Source organism: Clostridium lacusfryxellense, from assembly GCF_018861735.1.
Classification (GTDB): domain Bacteria; phylum Bacillota; class Clostridia; order Clostridiales; family Clostridiaceae; genus Clostridium_AD; species Clostridium_AD lacusfryxellense.
This window is the reverse complement of record NZ_JAHLEB010000005.1, coordinates 52,495-70,830: the sequence shown is the minus strand read 5'-3', so window position 1 is coordinate 70,830 and position 18,336 is coordinate 52,495. Positions and strand designations below refer to the sequence as shown.

At 32.3% G+C, this 18,336-nt stretch carries 19 protein-coding genes and 1 riboswitch; of the genes, 15 read left to right on the top strand and 4 right to left on the bottom strand.

The features are described 5' to 3' along the window. The first annotated feature begins 3 nt into the window (after positions 1 to 3). The 3 genes from cobT to cobS all read left to right on the top strand — a co-directional run bounded on the left by cobT (position 4) and on the right by cobS (position 2,542). Entirely contained in the window at positions 4 to 1,086 is a 1,083-nt protein-coding gene (gene cobT, locus KPL55_RS04970) for a nicotinate-nucleotide--dimethylbenzimidazole phosphoribosyltransferase (protein ID WP_216305609.1), read from the top strand. Between the two features lie 19 nt (positions 1,087 to 1,105). After that, positions 1,106 to 1,693 (top strand): alpha-ribazole phosphatase, encoded by a 588-nt coding sequence (cobC, locus tag KPL55_RS04965; RefSeq protein WP_216305608.1) that lies wholly within the window; start codon positions 1,106 to 1,108, stop codon positions 1,691 to 1,693. A gap of 93 nt (positions 1,694 to 1,786) precedes the next feature. Next, positions 1,787 to 2,542 carry an adenosylcobinamide-GDP ribazoletransferase gene (cobS, locus tag KPL55_RS04960; protein ID WP_216305668.1) on the top strand — a complete coding sequence of 252 codons (756 nt, stop codon included), beginning with the start codon at positions 1,787 to 1,789 and terminating at the stop codon, positions 2,540 to 2,542. Positions 2,543 to 2,743: 201 nt separating this feature from the next. Here the strand turns inward: cobS and KPL55_RS04955 are convergent, their stop codons facing one another. After that, a complete protein-coding gene (locus tag KPL55_RS04955) occupies positions 2,744 to 3,655 on the bottom strand; it encodes a transposase (RefSeq protein ID WP_216305607.1) in 912 nt (303 codons plus the stop codon). Between the two features lie 178 nt (positions 3,656 to 3,833). Beyond that, positions 3,834 to 3,960, top strand: a riboswitch (cobalamin riboswitch). A 149-nt stretch (positions 3,961 to 4,109) separates the two neighbouring features. On the opposite strand from KPL55_RS04955, the gene KPL55_RS04950 reads away from it, so the two are divergent. The 12 genes from KPL55_RS04950 (at position 4,110) to KPL55_RS04895 (ending at position 14,965) form a co-directional block, all read left to right on the top strand. Beyond that, positions 4,110 to 4,943 (top strand): sirohydrochlorin cobaltochelatase, encoded by an 834-nt coding sequence (locus KPL55_RS04950; protein ID WP_216305606.1) that lies wholly within the window; start codon positions 4,110 to 4,112, stop codon positions 4,941 to 4,943. Positions 4,944 to 5,012: 69 nt separating this feature from the next. Continuing rightward, positions 5,013 to 6,101 carry a pyridoxal phosphate-dependent aminotransferase gene (locus tag KPL55_RS04945; RefSeq protein ID WP_216305605.1) on the top strand — a complete coding sequence of 363 codons (1,089 nt, stop codon included), beginning with the start codon at positions 5,013 to 5,015 and terminating at the stop codon, positions 6,099 to 6,101. A 100-nt stretch (positions 6,102 to 6,201) separates the two neighbouring features. Then, entirely contained in the window at positions 6,202 to 7,545 is a 1,344-nt protein-coding gene (locus tag KPL55_RS04940) for a cobyrinic acid a,c-diamide synthase CobB (protein WP_216305604.1), read from the top strand. 125 nt (positions 7,546 to 7,670) lie between these two features. Further along, on the top strand, positions 7,671 to 8,297 hold the full coding sequence (locus tag KPL55_RS04935) for a precorrin-8X methylmutase (RefSeq protein WP_216305603.1): 627 nt from the start codon (positions 7,671 to 7,673) through the stop codon (positions 8,295 to 8,297). Between the two features lie 59 nt (positions 8,298 to 8,356). Then, positions 8,357 to 9,442, top strand: coding sequence for a cobalt-precorrin-5B (C(1))-methyltransferase CbiD (cbiD, locus tag KPL55_RS04930; RefSeq protein WP_216305602.1), 1,086 nt, complete (start codon positions 8,357 to 8,359; stop codon positions 9,440 to 9,442). 109 nt (positions 9,443 to 9,551) lie between these two features. Beyond that, positions 9,552 to 10,196 (top strand): precorrin-6y C5,15-methyltransferase (decarboxylating) subunit CbiE, encoded by a 645-nt coding sequence (gene cbiE, locus KPL55_RS04925; protein ID WP_216305601.1) that lies wholly within the window; start codon positions 9,552 to 9,554, stop codon positions 10,194 to 10,196. A gap of 47 nt (positions 10,197 to 10,243) precedes the next feature. After that, on the top strand, positions 10,244 to 10,909 hold the full coding sequence (locus KPL55_RS04920; protein ID WP_216305600.1) for a cobalt-factor II C(20)-methyltransferase: 666 nt from the start codon (positions 10,244 to 10,246) through the stop codon (positions 10,907 to 10,909). 14 nt (positions 10,910 to 10,923) lie between these two features. Next, positions 10,924 to 11,685, top strand: coding sequence for a precorrin-4 C(11)-methyltransferase (gene cobM / locus KPL55_RS04915; protein WP_216305599.1), 762 nt, complete (start codon positions 10,924 to 10,926; stop codon positions 11,683 to 11,685). Positions 11,686 to 11,705: 20 nt separating this feature from the next. Then, positions 11,706 to 12,422 carry a precorrin-3B C(17)-methyltransferase gene (cobJ, locus tag KPL55_RS04910; RefSeq protein ID WP_216305598.1) on the top strand — a complete coding sequence of 239 codons (717 nt, stop codon included), beginning with the start codon at positions 11,706 to 11,708 and terminating at the stop codon, positions 12,420 to 12,422. Between the two features lie 203 nt (positions 12,423 to 12,625). Then, positions 12,626 to 13,399, top strand: a complete 774-nt coding sequence (locus tag KPL55_RS04905) for a cobalt-precorrin-6A reductase (RefSeq protein WP_216305597.1) — start codon at positions 12,626 to 12,628, stop codon at positions 13,397 to 13,399. 255 nt (positions 13,400 to 13,654) lie between these two features. Further along, positions 13,655 to 14,503, top strand: coding sequence for a DegV family protein (locus KPL55_RS04900; protein ID WP_216305596.1), 849 nt, complete (start codon positions 13,655 to 13,657; stop codon positions 14,501 to 14,503). A 6-nt stretch (positions 14,504 to 14,509) separates the two neighbouring features. Continuing rightward, positions 14,510 to 14,965 (top strand): PadR family transcriptional regulator, encoded by a 456-nt coding sequence (locus KPL55_RS04895; RefSeq protein WP_216305595.1) that lies wholly within the window; start codon positions 14,510 to 14,512, stop codon positions 14,963 to 14,965. A gap of 60 nt (positions 14,966 to 15,025) precedes the next feature. Here KPL55_RS04895 and KPL55_RS04890 read toward each other — a convergent pair whose 3' ends face one another. From KPL55_RS04890 to KPL55_RS04880, 3 genes are all read right to left on the bottom strand, one after another. Next, positions 15,026 to 16,051 (bottom strand): PTS sugar transporter subunit IIC, encoded by a 1,026-nt coding sequence (locus KPL55_RS04890; protein ID WP_216305594.1) that lies wholly within the window; start codon positions 16,049 to 16,051, stop codon positions 15,026 to 15,028. A gap of 289 nt (positions 16,052 to 16,340) precedes the next feature. Beyond that, positions 16,341 to 17,201: a mechanosensitive ion channel domain-containing protein gene (locus tag KPL55_RS04885; protein WP_216305593.1), complete on the bottom strand. Its 861-nt coding sequence runs from the start codon at positions 17,199 to 17,201 to the stop codon at positions 16,341 to 16,343. A gap of 372 nt (positions 17,202 to 17,573) precedes the next feature. Then, positions 17,574 to 18,296, bottom strand: a complete 723-nt coding sequence (locus KPL55_RS04880; RefSeq protein ID WP_246599302.1) for a DUF4397 domain-containing protein — start codon at positions 18,294 to 18,296, stop codon at positions 17,574 to 17,576. Positions 18,297 to 18,336 lie beyond the last annotated feature (40 nt).

The following is an 18,336-nucleotide window of genomic DNA, read 5'->3' as shown; positions in this document are numbered from 1 at the left end:
CAAATGGAACTTCTAAAAAGTACTTTACAAAACATCCAGCCACTAAATAAAGCAGCTATGAAACAGGCGTGGGATAGAATTGATAGTTTAACCAAACCAATAGGTAGTCTAGGTGAAATAGAAAATATTATAGCTAAGATGGCTGGAATTACAGGATCAATACATAATAAGATTAATAAAAAAAATGTTGTTATAATGTGTGGGGATAATGGGGTCGTTGAAGAGGGAGTTTCTAACTGTCCTAAGAGTGTAACAGCAACAGTAACAAATAATTTCACTAAAGAAATTACAGGAGTATATGTTTTATCAAAATTTGCTGGAAGTGATATTACGGTAGTTGATGTAGGCGTTGATGCTGATTTTAATAATCCTAAAATTAAAAATAGAAAAATTGCATATGGTACCATGAATATGATGAAGGGACCTGCGATGACAAGGCAGGAGACAATAAAAGCTATAGAAGTTGGAATCGATACAATTGATAATCTGGTACGTGAGGGTTATGATTTATTTGGAACAGGAGAAATGGGTGTAGGAAATACTGCGACAAGTGCGGCTATATTAAGTGTATTTTCTGGACTCGAAGTTGAAATGTCAGTGGGGAAGGGGTCTGGAATTACGGAGGAGCAGTTCGTTCATAAAAAGATGGTAATTAAGAAAGCAATTGAATTAAATAAGCCGGATAAAGGCGATGTCATTGATGTGCTTTCAAAAGTTGGAGGATTCGATATTGCAGGATTATGCGGTTGCTTTCTAGCGGCTGCCAAAAATAGAGTTCCCATTGTTATTGATGGTTTTATAGCCTCGGCAGCTGCTCTGTGTGCTTATAAATTAAACCCCCTAGTAATAGGGTATATATTTGCCTCCCACTTATCTGCTGAACCAGGAGCGGCATTTATAATGAATGAGATAGGACTAACACCAATGCTAAACCTTAATATGAGACTGGGGGAAGGTTCAGGATGCCCACTTGCATTTAATATAATTGAGGCAGCCTTATTCACAATGGGTAATATGGGAACATTTGAAGATGCAGCGCTTGATAGTAAAAAATATATAGATATAAGGGATAATACCGTTGGGTAGAATTTTGGTGTGAAAAAATATGAATATTTATTTGTTAAGGCATGGTCAGACTCAGGAAAATAGAAAAGGAACTTATTATGGTAATTTGGATATAAGTCTAAATTCAATTGGTATAAATCAAGGTAATAAGGCTAAAGAATTCTTTAATGATATAAAATTTGATATAGTATATGTTAGTAATAAAAAAAGAACTTTAGAAATGGCAAAATTAGCTTTAGGACGAAAGGAAATAGAAGTTATAAATGATAGCAGAATAAATGAAACTAACTTTGGAGATTTCGAAGGTAAAACATATGAGGAAATTAAAAAACTCTATCCTAAAGAATGTATATGTTGGCAAGAAGATTGGAAGGGATTTGTACCGCCTAACGGAGAAAGTTACGTACAACTGTGCGAAAGGGTCAAAAGCTTTATGGAGCATATTAAAAATTTAGAAAAAGAAAACATTTTGATAAGTGCACATTCGGGGGTCATTAGAGCTATTTATTGTTATGTTATGAATGAAAATATGGATTTATTTTGGAAATTTGGTTGTAAAAATGGTGACATATCCGTTATAAAATATGAGTTTGGAAATTTATATATTGATTCCATCATGCATATCTAATATCCTATGTCCTATGGGTTACAGTAAGAATTAAGTTTACATTACTATTAGAGAAGAGGTGAGCATTGCAAGGGGAATCCTTTGCAAGTAAATATGGTTAAAGAGTATATAAATGATTTTTTGTTGTTTTTTCAGTTTTTTACGAGAATACCTATAAATAAAAGTTTGAACTGTGGTCAAGAAAATTTTAAGCGTGGATCGATATTCTTTCCTGTGGTAGGGTTATTTATAGGAGTTGTTCAGTGGTTAGTTTATTATGGATTAATGAAAGTGTTACCAATAAACATAACAACGGTATTTATAGTTATTATACCAATAATTATTACTGGAGGGTTACATGTGGATGGACTAGGAGATACCTGCGATGGGTTCTTTTCGTTTAAAGGTGATAAATATAAAATAATAGAGATTATGAAGGACAGTACAGTAGGTACATACGCTACTATTGCTGTTGTATTTGACATGCTAGTTAGATACGCGGCGGTGAGCACTGTGATAGGAAGAAATTTACCACTTATATTGATTGCTACACCAATAATTGCAAGATTTTCCGTGGTTTTTATATCATTTATAGGGAAAAATGCAAAAGAAACTGGATCAGGAAATATATTTATTGGGAATATTGATGTGAAAAGGTTAGTAATTGCGGCTTTTATAACAATTATACTTGGAACATTATTAATAGGATTTTATAAAAGTGCTATACTAATGCTTTCAGCTATACTTTTGAGCTTTTTATTTAATAAGTTTTGTGAGAGTAAAATAACAGGACTTACAGGGGATACTTTGGGGGCTAATAATGAATTAGTTGAAATTTTAACGATGGTTTTATTTATAGCAGTAAGCTAAGGATTAAAAGCGGGTTTAATTAGGGACGGTTAATAATATATTAACATTAAACTTGTCCAACTTTTAGATTTATATTAATTTGTTATTTAATGTGTTTTTATTTCTTAGAAAATAAACTAATATATAGTAAAGATTGAACAATTCAAGTGATAAGTATTACTATAAGCAAATTGAATTTTTAAATTTATATAAATCAAAAAGTTAAGCATGACACTTAATAAAATCACCGATAATATTTTCGTATTTTTCTTCTGTTCCAATTAATTGTATACCGATAGTGCTTAATTTTAATACTCTAGCCTGGGTTATGTTTCCAAGTATACTGGATATATCATGACACCTTAAATTGCAAAGACTTCTCATAAGAACAACTGTTAGAGCTTTTGCGTGTACAAGGTTTCTGCTATATTTTGTGCAAATATGACTCTTTGATATATTGATTTTTGTAGACATATATTCTAGTATATCATCTGGGTTGAAGTTTCTTATAATTATTTTCCTCCCGCTTCTATATTCCGTTTTTTCATCTTCAAATTCAATTTCTTCTTTTAATTTTTCTTCATTACATTTGAAAATAAGGTTATAGTAACTTTTTCTTGCTTTTTTAAGGTTATCGCCAAAAAAATCCATAATGAACTCATAATCAACAAGTTTAAATGAATCAGATCTTTTTCCTAAAAAGATTCCTAGACTAGAAAAAGCATATTTTTCTGGACTGTTTTTATACTCTACAATACTTGTAGGATTATTATGCATATATAAAGACAATGCCTTCAAATACTTATCATTCGCAACTATTTTGCTCTTAAATCTATCTTTAAAAAGATGACCATCTCTACCATATTTCCTATTGAAATACATTGCATAAGAAAAATTGATTCCATGCATCACTTTTGATATATCTGCGCCGTTAGCATCAATCATTAAATGTGAATGGTTATCCATGAGGCAGTAACCGTAAACCTTAAAATCATGGAGATCTTTATATTTTTTCACAAGGCGTAAATACATTTCTTTATCAAAATCATCTTTAAATAAGTCTACCTCACTAATACTCTTGCACATGATATAAAATATTGAGTCGTCCGTTTTTAATCTTGCATTTCTTGGCATAAATAATCACCTCTCCTAACAAATTTTTATTTAAATTATTGCCTATGGAGTGGATAATATTCATATCGTAGTAATATTGTTAATAAGTTGTTAACCGTCCCCAATAAGGCGATGACAAATCGTCAATTTCATAATCTTAACATTGACAGTGTGAGCTAAATATAATAAACTAATATTAAAATTAAATAGAATTTTAGGTGCCTAGTAATAGGTGAAAAGGGAATGCGGTTTAAATCCGCAGCAGCCCCCGCTACTGTAATTGAGAAATCAAAAGCCAGGAGACCTGCCTAAATGATGTTAACAAGCTTTCGGAGGGAAAGAACTTTTTAATATAATTAATTTAACTATAAATTAATTAAAAAGTAGTCGCTATCTAAGGTGAGCTGCTTTTTTTGTTTTTGAAAAATATTGATGCAAAAGAATATTAAAATATATAATAAGGTGGAAGAAAAGAATGAAGAAGGCAATTTTAGTTGTAAGTTTCGGAACTACATATGGAGATACAAGAAAAGTAACTATCGATAAAATAGAAGAAAAAATAAGAGATACTTTTGTAGAGTATGATATAAGAAGGGCATTTACCTCACATGTTATTCTTAAAGTACTTAAAAACAGGGATAATATTTATATAGATACACCAGAAGAAGCTTTGGAGAAATTAAAGATAGAAGGTTATAATGAGGTAATTGTTCAGCCTTTACACGTTATTCCTGGAGTTGAATTTGATTATATAAATAATGTTGTTAATAGGTACAAACAATCTAAAGTATTTGACAATATTGTGATAGGGAGACCTCTTATATGTTTTAAGGGAGAAGAGAATGGAGTTCCAGATGATTACTCAATAATGCTTGATGCTCTTTCAAAACAATTGCCATCAAATGAGACGGTAATTTTAATGGGTCATGGTACTAATCATATTGCAAACGCGGTATATTGTTGCTTTGAAAGTGTTTTAAGGGATAGAGGGTTTGGAAATGTACACGTAGCAACAGTTGAAGGTTACCCAACTTTGGATAGGGTAATACCTAATGTTATAGCCCAGGGGAGCCTAGAAGTTAGTTTGATGCCACTACTACTTGTAGCAGGGGATCATGCTAAAAATGATATGGCAGGGGATTCTCGAGAGTCCTGGAAGAGTGTTTTAGAAGCAAAAGGATTTAAAGTTAAAATATATATGCAAGGATTAGGGGAAAATAGTGAAATTCAAGATATTTACATACAACATATTTATGATGTAATTAATGATAAATTTAATAATGTAGGAAAAACACTTAAGGGTATTTAAATCCCTTTGGAGGTTAAAGCGGCTAAATTGCAGAAATGGCGGAGATTATAGTAGAAAGGAAGGTATTCAATGATACATGGTGGAGATGTTTATACTAATGGATTACTTATGGGACGAGAATTAATAGATTATAGCTCTAACATAAATCCATTAGGAGTTCCAGGTAGTTTCATTGATAATATTAATGAAGCGGTTAATGCATTAACAAGGTACCCAGATATTCAATATAGGGATGTGTTAAAAGCTCTAAACGAATACACTGATTGCGCGGAAGAGTATTTCGTTTTAGGAAATGGGGCTGCAGAAATTATCGACCTAGTTATATCTTGCCATAAAAATTTATTAATTGTGGTACCTTCTTTTGTAGAATACGAAATTGATGCTAAGAAGTGGGATTGCAAAATAGAATATTCTTACTTAAAAGAGAAGATTAATGAAAATAGTTTATTAAAGAAAGAATATACGAATCTTTCTTACGATTACGAAGATATTTTAAATAAACTAAAATATGTAGAAGGTGTGATATTAGGTAATCCCAATAATCCTAATGGAAATATCATTGATAAAGGTGAGATTCACAATATCCTTGAATATTGCGAGAACAATGGCAAAGTGGTAATTATAGATGAAGCGTTTATTGAATTTACGGGAGAAACACTTCATAGTTTTTCAACCGAGGTAAAAGATTATAAATGTTTATTTATAATAAGGGCATTAACTAAATTTTTTGCTATGCCAGGTATAAGATTTGGGTATGGAATAAGTAGTAATATAAATTTAATAAAAAAGATTAAAGATAAACAAAATCCTTGGAATATAAACTGCTTTGCAGAGGTTGCTGCATGCCATGTGTTAAAGGATAGCCTATATATACAAAAAAGCAAAGAGTGGATTAGAAAAGAAAGGACTAGTTTCCTAAATTCACTGAAAAAGATTTCATTTATTGATAAAGTTTTTTTAACTTATGGAAATTACGTGTTATGCAAATTAATAGGGCTGACTTCAGATGAACTTTATAAAATATGTTTAGAACAAGGATTTGTTATAAGGAAAGTGGACAACTTTAGAGGATTAGATAATCAATATATAAGGTTAGCAATTAAGGATAATGTTACAAATGAAAAACTTATTATGTTGTTTAAAAGTATTGAGATTTAGAGTAAAGGTTTGGTTTAGGGTAAATAGTAGGGACGGTTAACAACTAATTAACTAACGAATGAAATTTTAAAAGGTAATCCATAAAGGGATGTGTATATAAATGAAGAGCATAGTTATAGCCTCAAATTCAAGCGGTGGTGGAAAAACCACGGTAACACTTGGAATTATGAAAGCACTTCAAAATAGGGGATATGATGTACAAGGGTATAAGGTAGGCCCTGATTACATAGATCCAGCATTTCATACAAAGATAACAGGTAAGGATTCAAGAAATTTGGATTTATATCTTATGGGAGAAGACGGTGTTAAGGCAAGTTATACTAGAGGAACTGGTGACTTAGCAGTTGTGGAAGGCGTGATGGGGTTATATGATGGAAAAGGTATAGATACCGCATACTCAACTTATCACGTGTCAAAAACACTAAATATTCCGATCATACTTGTATTATCTCCAAAGGCACAAGTAGCAACCTTCTGCGCAGAGATTAATGGGATTGTAAATTTTAAGGATGCCAATATAAAGGGTATTATACTAAATAATATAACAGAGAGTTATTATAATTTACTTAAAGCGGCTATTGAAGAAAATTGTAGCATGGAGGTTTTGGGGTATCTTCCAAAAGATGATAGATTAGCTTTGAAAAGTAGACATTTAGGTCTAATTCAAAGCAGTGAAATAGTAGATTTAGAGGTTAAAATTAATACTTGTGCAGAGTTATTAGAAAAGCATTTGGATATGAACTTATTATTAGAACAATTTAAGGAAAGAGAAAAGTATGTAGATGATTTTCATGTTGAGTATAAAGGGAAAAGAACAGCCGTGGCTTATGACAAAGCATTTAGTTTTTACTATAAAGAGAATTTAGAGCTTTTAGAGGAAATGGGAGAGGTCATATACTTTAGTCCTATTAATGATGAAAAACTTCCAAGCAATATTGACTTTCTTTATATAGGCGGAGGTTATCCAGAGGTATTTATAAATGAATTATCACAAAATACATCTATGAGGGGTAGCATAAAAAATGCTTTAGATAATGGGTTGCGATGTTATGCGGAGTGTGGAGGGTTGATGTATCTTACATTAGGTGTAAAACCGTTAGCGGAGGAATCACAAGGGGAAGTTCTAATACCACATAATATGGTAGGTTATTTCGAGGGATATTATACATTAACTAAAAGTCTACAAAATTTTGGGTATGCAAAAATCGAGGTAGATGTAGAAAATGATGTTCTACCTAAAAATATTGATTCTATAAATTGTCATGAATTTCATAAATCATTTGTAGATTTAAAGGATGGGAAAGTGCTAAAACTAACGAAAGATGTTTATGACAAGAGCCAGAAGAACTGGAAATGTGGTTATGTTAAGAATAATACGTTAGCTGCATATGGACATGTGCATTTTTTTAATAATCTAGTGTGGTTCAAGGAGATTTTTAAATAGGGAAAATAACAATAAACAAGGGGTTATCATAAAAGTAAAGTACAAGCCTAAAGATGATTTTGTTGTTAACCGTCCCCAACCACCGATACCTGATTAATTCAAATTCACTTAAAGGAGATTAAAATATGGATTATATAAAAATTCCTATGGACATAGAAAAGAAAAGTTTTGAAATTATTGGAGAAGAAATGGGAGAACATGCTTTTTCAGATAGAGAGCTTTCAATAGTTAAAAGAGTGATACATACTACGGCAGATTTCGACTATAAAAACATAGTTTATATCAGAGAAGGTTCAATAGACGAGGCTGTAGAACTGCTTAAAAAAGGAACAACGATATATACTGACACAAAAATGGCACTTGCTGGCATAAATAAAAAAGCTCTTAAAGATTTAAATTGTGAAGCAGTATGTTATGTAAGTGATGACAAAGTGGCAGAGATAGCAAAAACAAGGCATATAACTCGTTCTATGGCGGCAGTTGAGAAGGCGGTGGAAGATGGAGTTGAATTCTTTATATTTGGTAATGCACCTACAGCACTTTTTAGATTGAAGGAGCTGATTCAAGAAGAAAAGTGTAATGCAAAATTTATTATAGCAGCACCTATTGGTTTTGTTGGAGCAGCAGATTCTAAGAAAGAAATAGAAAAACTAGACATCTCTATGATTACTGTTAGGGGAAGAAAAGGTGGAAGCACAGTGGCTGCATCTATTCTAAATGCACTAATGTATATGATAGTAGATAGAGGTTAGGTTCTACACGAAATTAATTTAGTTTAAAAAATAGTAACCTTAGCTGGGGGTGATTAATAATGCTGGATTTATATGTTAATTTTAATGGTAAAAAACTTAGATGTGGTTATACAACTGGATCTTGCGCTGCAGGGGCAGCAAAGGCTGCAACACAAATTTTATTTTATAATACTGAAGTAGACGAGATAAGGATTGATACCCCAAAAGGCATAGAATTATTATTACCAATATATAAGGTAACACGTGGAGAAAATTTTGTGGAGTGCTGCGTCATAAAAGATGCCGGAGATGACCCTGATGCAACTGATGGCATGGAAATATGGGCAAGAGCTGAAAAATCAGAATCGGGATATACTTTAAAAGGTGGAAAAGGTGTTGGGATAGTTAGAGGTGAAGGATTGTACGTCTCTAAAGGGGAGTGGGCAATTAACCCCGTACCCAGGAAAATGATTGAGAAAGAAGTAAAAGAAGTGTTACCCAAAGAATCAGGAATTATAATAACTGTATTTGTACCCAAGGGGGAAGAGGTAGCTAAGAAAACCTTCAATCCAAGGTTAAATATTGAAGGTGGTATATCTATACTTGGCACAACGGGTATTGTAACACCAATGTCAGAGGAGGCTCTCACAGAATCTATTCATATAGAAATATGTCAAAAGGTAGCTGCAGGACATAAAAATCTTACTTTGGTTTTTGGTAATATGGGTGAGGATGTAGCTATAAAGGTTGGAATTAAAACGGATAATATAGTAATGATATCAAATTATATAGGATTTGCATTAAATAGCTGCATGGAGAAACATATAGAAAATATTGTGTTGGTAGGACATATAGGTAAAGCATGTAAAATAGCAGCAGGATGTTTTCAAACTCACAGTAGAGTATGTGATGTGAGGCTTGAAGTATTAGCTTTAGAATTAGCTTTAATAGGGGCACCTACAGATATAATTAATAAAGTTTATAATGAAAAAACTACTGAGGGAGCAATAAAGTTATTAGATGATAATTATAATGAAATATATGGGAATATTGCAATTAAGATAAAAGAAAGATTATTCAAATACACTTATGATACAATTCCAGCAGAGGTTGTTATGTTTTCAATGAATAAAGGGATTTTGTTTGACACCAGGGAAAATAAGTAGAAATAGTTAGGGACGGTTAACAACTAATGGTTAAACAATAAAAAAGGTGGGACAGTTAACAACTAATTAACTATTTAATAATAATTCAAAGGGAGGGGTAACATAATATATGATTTATATAGTGGGCATAGGGCCTGGTAGCCCTGAATATATTATTCCTTTGGCAGTAGATACTATGAAAAAGGTTGATGTTATAATAGGTTTTGAAAGAGCTATGACGAGTATACCTAAAATAAATGTGCAGAATATAATAGTCAAAACATTAAAGGATATTATTGATTATATAACAATAAATAATCATAAAGACATAGCGATAATAGCATCAGGAGACCCGTGTTTTTATGGTATAACAAACTATATAAAAAGTAATTTTGATGGTAAGGTAGAAATAATACCAGGTATAAGTTCTTTTCAATACTTAATGTGCAAGCTACAAAAACCTTGGCAAAATGCTCATTTGGGCAGTATGCATGGAAGAAGAGAAGAGTTTATAAAAGTTGTAGGTGAATATGAGATATCTGTGTGGCTTACAGATAAGGGCAATTCACCACAAGCATTATGTAGAAAACTTTTTGATAACAATATTAAAGCTACAATATATGTTGGTGAAGAATTATCATACACAGATGAGAGAATAATAAAAGGCACGGTTGAAGAGTTTAAAGATAAAATTTTTAACAACCTAAGTGTAGTTGTTATTGAAAATATGGAATCTTCGACCGAATACATAAGTGAAATAATGCACAGAAAATAAATTAAAATACTTTTGTATAAGTTCATTAAAGATATGGAGGATAAAACATGGCAAAATTATATGGTGTAGGGGTAGGACCTGGGGATAAAGAACTCCTTACAATAAAGGCAATAAAAACTATTGGTAAATGTGATGTAATAGTAGTGCCTAGTGCAATGAAGGGCGGGAAAAGCATAGCGCACGAAATAGCAGAGGAATATATTAATAAAGATTCTGAAGTCCTAGTTAAGCATTTTCCTATGGGTGGAGCAGAGCAGGAACTAAAAATATATGAGGCATTTAAGTCTATTGAAGAAAAATTAAAGGAAGGAAAAGATGTGGCCTTTTTAACCATAGGCGATCCATTTGTATATAGTACATACATATATCTTATGAATTATATAAAGGAAAGCGGATATGAAGTAGAAACAGTTCCAGGAATAACATCATTTTGCGCTGCTGCAAGTATTGCTAATGAGTACTTAGTAATTGGTAATGAACCGCTTTTAGTACTTCCGTCAACTAGGCTTGATACTATAAAAGATGAAAAATTCTTAGTGATTATGAAAGTTTATAAAATAGAAGAAGAAGTTATAAATTGTTTAGAAGCTAAGGGGTATACTTATGTATATGTTAAAAAAGCTGGCAGAGAAGGACAAGAGGTTCTAAGGAACCGCGAGGATATATTAAAAAACAAAGAGTATATGAGCTTAATAATTGCGAAAAAAGAATAATTAATAAAGGATAGGTGAATGATATGGTTTATTTTATAGGTGCAGGCCCAGGGGATGTAGATTTAATAACAGTTAAGGGAAGAAATATATTATCTAGTGCGGATGTAGTTATATATGCAGGATCACTTGTAAGTGCTGAGCATATCAGTTTTTGCAAAGAGGGTGTTATAGTTCACAATTCTGCTTCTATGACCTTAGAAGATGTTATAGAGGTTATGAGAAAGGCACATAGTGAAAATAAGAATGTAGTAAGACTACATACTGGAGATCCAGCTATATACGGAGCTATAAAAGAGCAAATGGACGAGCTTGAAAAATTAAATATAGATTATAGTATAGTTCCAGGAGTAAGTTCTTTTTCGGCAGCTGCAGCTGCTATAAAAAAAGAGTTTACGCTTCCAAGTGTAACTCAGACATTGATACTTACAAGAGTTGAGGGAAGAACTCCAGTACCTGAAACTGAGGATTTAGAAAAACTTGCATCTGTTGGGGCATCTATGGCTATTTTCTTATCTATTGGAATGATAGACAAGGTAGTTGCAAAACTTAAAGCAGGTTACAAAAGAAATGTACCAATTGCGGTTATTGAAAGAGCTACATGGCCAGATGAAAGGGCTATTATTGGAACTTTAGATGATATTGCAGAGAAGGTAAAAGAAGCTAAAATAACAAAATGTGCTCAAATTCTTGTAGGGGATTTTATAGATTGTGAATATGATAAAAGTCTTTTGTATGATAAGACTTTTACACATATGTTTAGAGAAGGAAAAAAATAGATAGGTAAGGGGATGATGAATTGGGAAAATTATATGTAATAGGGATAGGTCCAGGTGGACTTGATCATATGACATTAAGAGCTATGAACGCTATAAAAGAGAGTGATATAGTAGTAGGTTATAACAAATATATAGATATGATAAAACCATTGCTTGGTGATAAGGAAATTTTCTCTACAGGTATGAAAGGTGAAGAAGAGCGATGTAAAAAGGCACTAGAACTTAGTCATAATAAGGTAGTTAGTGTTGTTAGTACTGGTGATTCTGGAATTTATGGAATGGCAGGGCTAATCCTTCAACTTAGGGTAGATGAAGAAGTTGAGGTTATACCAGGTGTAACAGCGTCGTCAGCAGCAGCTTCAGTACTTGGCGCACCATTAATGCATGACAATTGCAACATAAGCTTAAGCGACCTAATGACTCCATATGAATTGATTCAACAAAGAGTAAATCTAGCAGCAGAAGGTGATTTTGTTATTTCTTTGTACAATCCTAAGAGTAAAGGTAGACCTCATTATTTAGGAGAGTGTATAAATATAATAAAAACACATAGAGATGGAACTACACCAATAGCTGTAGTTAAAAATGCACTTCGAGATGGACAAGAAGTAAGCATATTTACATTAGATACCTTTGATGAGAGTATAGTTGATATGATGTCAATTGTTATAATTGGTAATAGCCAAAGTTATGTAAAAGATGGTAAGTTTATAACTCCAAGGGGTTATAAGGTTTAGAAAAAAGATGAAGATCATGGGGACGGTTAACAACTAATTAATTATTGGTAACAATTAATAAAGAGTTATTAACTGTCCCTTGAAATATTAGTTAATGTAAATAACACAAAGTTGTTAACCGTCCCCAACCAATCCCCAGGTTGTTAACCATCCCTAACCAATCGCTCAAAAAATCCCCAACTATTATTAGGATGTGAATAAATATGATAGGTTTAATTGTAGGTACCTCAGAAGGAAAAAACATTCTCTCAGGGTTGAATGAGTTTACAGAAGATATTTTCATATCAACAGCCACCGCTTATGGGGCTGAGCTTTTAAAAGATTATAAATATAAAATTTTTAATGAGGAGCCGCTAGATTTAGTGGGAATTATTAAGGTTATAAGACTTCATGATATAAAAATATTAATTGATGCATCTCACCCTTATGCGTTAGAAATCACTAAAAATGCAATGGAAGCATGCAAAATTTCTGGTGTACAATATGTTAGGTATGAGAGACCATCAGTTTTGGAGAAATTTAATAACAACGAAAATGTTATTGTGGTGGAAGATTATGATAGTCTGGGTACTCATCTGAAAAATGTTGAAGGAAATATTTTAAACACTACAGGCAGTAGAAATATAGATAAACTTATAAGTTTTAATTTGAACAATAGGGTAATACATAGAGTTTTACCTTCTGTTAAGGTCCTAGAAGAAATTTTAAATCTAGGAGTAAGAGTTGAGGATATTGTTGCAATGAAGGGGCCTGTAGGCTATGAATTAAATTGTGGTTTTATAAAAGAGTACAGTGCTAAAGCTATACTTATGAAGGATAGTGGAATTCAAGGTGGAACAGTGGACAAAATAAAAGCAGCTATAGATAATAATATACAAGCATTTGTAATAGGAAGAAAGCCTATGAAATATTCAGAGGTATTTTATGATGAGACAGAACTTGTAAAGTATATATCAGTCTTAAAAAAAGGATTATAACTGTCCCCGTACATTTACGTACATTTATGATTAAATGATGATTTGAATTTGTTATTAACTGTCCCCAACTTATTTAGTGCTTATTATTGTTTAATTTATTGTTAACCGTCCCCGCTTATCTGTTGCCCAACCGTCGATGAATATATTTATAGTAATTTGGACAAATTACTATAAATGGTTGTTTATGTATCACTATTGATACACATAAATTATAGTGATATAATGATTATATTATTTAATGTAGGAGGGGTTAATTTGAACAAGATAGCGCTTATAACAGACACTACAAGTGATCTAAGAAGTGAAGCAATTGAGAAATATAATATAAATGTATTGCCCTTTAGGATTATCTATTCTGATAGAGAATACTCAGATAATGTAGATATTACGCCACAAGAGGTTTATGATAATATGAAGATAGAGGTGCCTACATCATCTTTGCCATCAATGAAGGATATGGAGGAACTATTTTTAAAATTAGAAGAGGAAGGATATACTCATGCAATTGCAGTAACTTTATCAACTGGGTTATCCGGTATATATAATGCAATGAAACTTACAAGTGAAAATCACCCAGGTATCATTACTCATGTGTGTGATTCTCAATCTATAGCCCTTGGCGAAGGATTGATAGTGACGGAGTGCGGTAAGCTTATACAAGAAGGAAAAAGTTTTGAGGAAGTTGTCGAAGCTATTCCATCTATTAAAAATAGAATACATCTATATTTTGTAGTGGGTACGCTTGAGTACCTAAAAAAAGGTGGAAGAATAGGAAAAGTTGCAGGAACAATAGCTGAGCTTTTAAACATTAAACCTATAATATCCTTTGATGCTGACGGAAAGTATTGTACCTCTGAAAAGGTAAGAGGTAGGAAACAATCTCTTAATAAGCTTTTAGAACTTACAAATAACATTTTAGATAAGAAGAGGTGTAAGGTTTATATATTGCACGGTGATGCCTTAGACGAGAGTAAAAAAGTAATGGAAAAAATAAGTGTTCACCCAAATGCTATTTCAGTAGAATTTGGTGGATATATAAGTCCTGTATCAGGAGTTCATAGTGGACCAGGGTTAGTAGGAATGGTTTGTATAGAGGAACCTTAGGTAAAAATGGCTGATATAATAAGTAAAGAAAATGAGATAGACATTAGGATGCAGGAAAAAATATTGTACGTTGAATACAAGAAAAAGCTTTTAGAGCTTAGAAAAGTTCAGAAAGAAAAAGAAGCAGTTGGTCAAGTATTCACAAAAGGACTACTACCTTTGTATGTACTATATATTCTAAGTTTAGGTCAAACTAATGGAAATGATATATCTCATAAAATAGGTGAACGAACAAATGGTTTTTGGGTTCCTAGTACAGGTGGAATATATCCCCTTTTAAAAAAGTTAGAAAAGGAAAAACTAGTTGTTGGGGAGTGGAATGATTCTAAGAAAGCACAAAAGATATATACGATAACAGATTCAGGAAGAGGAGAATTACAAAATAAAAAACACCTAATGCGTGGTAAAATCGAAGAGGCTCTAGAGGTATTTAAGATAATTTATAGCGATTTATATAATTAAATATTATAATATAAAAGCTGCAGGTGAATTCACCTGCAGCTTTTTATAAGTAGCATGGATCTAAAGTTTCAAATTTAAATCGCCTTCTCTTATCCAACCTTTCTTCCTCATAATTTCTGAGAAAAGTAAAGTTAAGGCAGCGGGGGCTATAAAGTGTAGAAGTAAGATTTTTAAAACTATAACTGATGTTGGTGCACTTCCCTGCATAGCGGCAAGTGTTCCAAACTGACCTACAAGTCCGCTTGTGCCCATACCGGCACCTAAAGAATTATTTTTCATAGCGAAAATTGTTGTAGATAAAGGTCCAAGTATTGCACCGGCAAGCGTTGGTGGTATCCAAACTTGAGGCCGTTTTATTATGTTTGGCACTTGCAGCATAGAGGTGCCTAGTCCTTGAGATAATAGTCCACTTACCTTGTTTTCTCTATAACTAGAAACAGCAAAACCTATCATTTGAGCACTGCAACCAACTGTGGCGGCGCCAGCTGCAAGGCCTGACATGTTTAGAGAAATGGCGATGGCTGCACTACTAATTGGAGCAGTAAGTGCTAGGCCCATTAAAGTAGATACCGCAATACCCATTGGTATAGGCATAAGGGTTGTAGCAGAATTTATGATCGCACCTAAGTCAGTCATAAAAGTTGAAATATAAGGTCCAACAAATTTACCAGCTATACTTCCTGTAATAATAGTAACTATTGGAACGATAACAATATCAAGTTTTGTTTTTCCGGAAACCAAGTTTCCAAGCTCAGCACCTACGATTGCAGCAATGAAGGCTCCAACGGGGCCTCCGCCCATATACATATATCCAAAGGCTCCGGTTGCAGCTGATGAGAACATTGTAAGGGGAGTAACCTTTAAGCCCCAAGCTATAGCCACACCAATTGCTGCACCAACTACGGGAGATTTAGCTGAAATAATTGTTGTAAACTCTTTTAGAAATCCGAATCCAGAAATTTTTGAAAATTGGCTTAATATTAGTCCGATGATTAATGAAGCGAATAATCCTAAAGCCATTGCACTTAGAGCATCCAAAAAATATCGTCTTAGTGCTTTCTTTAGAACAATCTTTAATTTTTTCATTGAATTTCCCCCTGATAAAATATATTTCCATTATTATATGGATATAAATAATATTTATAGTATTATATATTAACGATTATTTAATTCAACTATACATATGTATACTCTGGTGTATATACAAATACAGCTGACAATATTATAACATCTTATTATAAACACATCAATAAGGAAAATAAAAGAAATAACTAGCAAAATATACTAGTTATTCATCAGGGAATGGGTATTATAAAGAGAAAAGTACTTAATAAAGATGAAATTTATTTCAATATTAGAAAAAATGATTATAATACTATAATAACTCGATGTCCTCGTGCTTAGAGAATTCAGTTAAAATATCTTCTACTAGGTCGTGTTTTAAATTTCTGAAATTTCTGGCTTTGCAAATAAGCCGTAAATTTAGTCTCACTCTACCTAGTTCCATAGAAGTATATACTGTATGAGAAAGGTTTTCATAATAAATAGGGAGCGTTTTTGAGGCTATACTAAGTGAGGCTTTTGCCTCGTTTTCTATATCTCCCACCTTATCATCCGCAATGGATAGTAGTATTTTTTTAGCTTCTTTCCAATTGCTTTTAAGAGTAAGATTTATCTCAATTTCATTCCAAGTAAAAGGGAATGCATTAGTTTCATTTACAAGATCCTCAGTTAGAAATTTTATGTTTGGTATGTGTGTAATTCTTCCAGTGCTTTGACCGTGAGTTTTATCCTCGTTTTCCATAACTTCAATTATGGTAGTATAAAACCAATCTACAGCTATTACATCACCAATGCTTTCACCTATTTTTATCCTATCGCCAGGTAGAAATGGTTTTTGAGTATTAATTATTAACCAACCCAAAAAGCTTGCTACAACATCACGAAATGCAAAGGCAAGTCCAGCTGAGAAAATACCTAAAAAAGTTAGGATGTCCTTAGACTCGTACATCCATATTGGTATTATTGATATAACAGATAAAACATTAATAGATAGCGAGGTTGTTTTCTTATATTTTATTATATTATTTGAGTCAAGATTAGATTTATTTACAAATGAACAGATACTTTTCTTTATTAATTGGAATAGAACTATTATAATTAAGGTTATAATGATTTTTATAAAAACGCTTACGGTTTGGAATTTCAAACCAAAATCTATCAAAAAGTCAGTCACAGGCTTATGCTCCTTTGTATTAGTTTTAACTATATGTATTTAGGTATTTTATATCAAACTAAATCATATTCATTTTAAAACGGGTATGGAAACTGTTCCTACATTATATCATTTGCAACATCACCTTTCAAATAATCCAATGACTATTTATACAATTTAATTGTAATTATCATACGAAATTTGATAACATTAATTGTTTTGGATTATTATTTCTTGGAGTGGTAGTTAAATATAAAAAAGGTAAATCAAAAGATATTTATAATTTGATAAATTAAGAAATAAAATCAGCCTATATCTTAAATTACTATGTAAAATAGGATATAGGCTAACGTTATATTATATATTTTTATTTAAAATCTAACGGCATTGTAACTACTCTTCACGTAAATCTAAATAAGAACTACCGTCTAGAGGAATTAAAGCTTGAAGTCCCGGCTTATCTCCAGCTAGGCCTATAGCATAAACAGTGTAAAAACGCTGAGGTTTTAATCTTATATTAGGGACATATAGAGCAACTGTTGTGGTTCCGGTAGGCCTAACTTCTAAAGTATAGGTTCCAGCAGGAACTTCTATATAATCAGTAAGCTGTTTGTAACTAATATTTTTAAATAGAATTGTGCCGTTTGGTAATGCTATATCTACGGGACCAGCATTAGGGGATAAATGAGCAAATTTAATATAGACCATGTCGCTAGGATCATTAATTTTAGGCTCTAAAACGGGTAGTAGATCGATATGCGGCAATAGTCCAATAGCGGCTATTGTATAAATCTTTTCAGGTGGAACAAAAATGTTTTTATTAAGTACAGGCGAAACCTTAGTGCCAGCAGCATATAATTTCACATTGTAATTACCAGTCATAACCTTTATATAATCTGTAAAAGCACCATAAGTAAGGTTTCTGAATTTTAACATGTCATTAATATATACATCAACAGCTGGGGATTTAGGTGAAGAATGAAGAACTCTTAAATATGAAGTCATAGGACTAGCCCTATATAAAGGGTCAACTCCATATATTGGGTCAACCCCATACATAGGGTTAAATCTATATAAAGAATAAGGATCATTATAATCTTTTGGACAATAGAACATAAAAGGCTCCCTTCAAATATTTCTACTATATTAATATATG